The 256-nt window shown below is 47.3% G+C and carries 1 pseudogene; it reads right to left on the reverse strand.

Annotation, left to right across the window (positions count from 1 at the left end):
• Nucleotides 1–236: pseudogene (locus EM932_RS20750) on the reverse strand (hypothetical protein); the annotation flags it as partial.
• Nucleotides 237–256 lie beyond the last annotated feature (20 nt).

A 256-nucleotide genomic window follows, 5' to 3' on the forward strand; every position in this document is an offset into this window, starting at 1 on the left:
CTAGCGGTACTACTGTTTGGACAGGTTCCTGCTGTGGTATAAGTTACGGTATAGGTTCCCGGAGTACTGGTCGATACATCGATAAGTCCTGTTCCTGCTGTAAGTGATAAGCCTAATGTGCTACTAAATGTTCCGCCTGTTAAACCTGTTATGCTTGGCGTTGGATCTGTAGCATCTGCACAATATGCTGCGGCGCTATAGCTAAAGCCCGCATCGTCTAATGCATTGATCGTCACGCTAGCGGTACTACTGTTTG

It is taken from the genome of Flavivirga rizhaonensis (genome assembly GCF_004791695.1).
In the GTDB taxonomy this organism is placed as follows: Bacteria; Bacteroidota; Bacteroidia; order Flavobacteriales; family Flavobacteriaceae; genus Flavivirga; species Flavivirga rizhaonensis.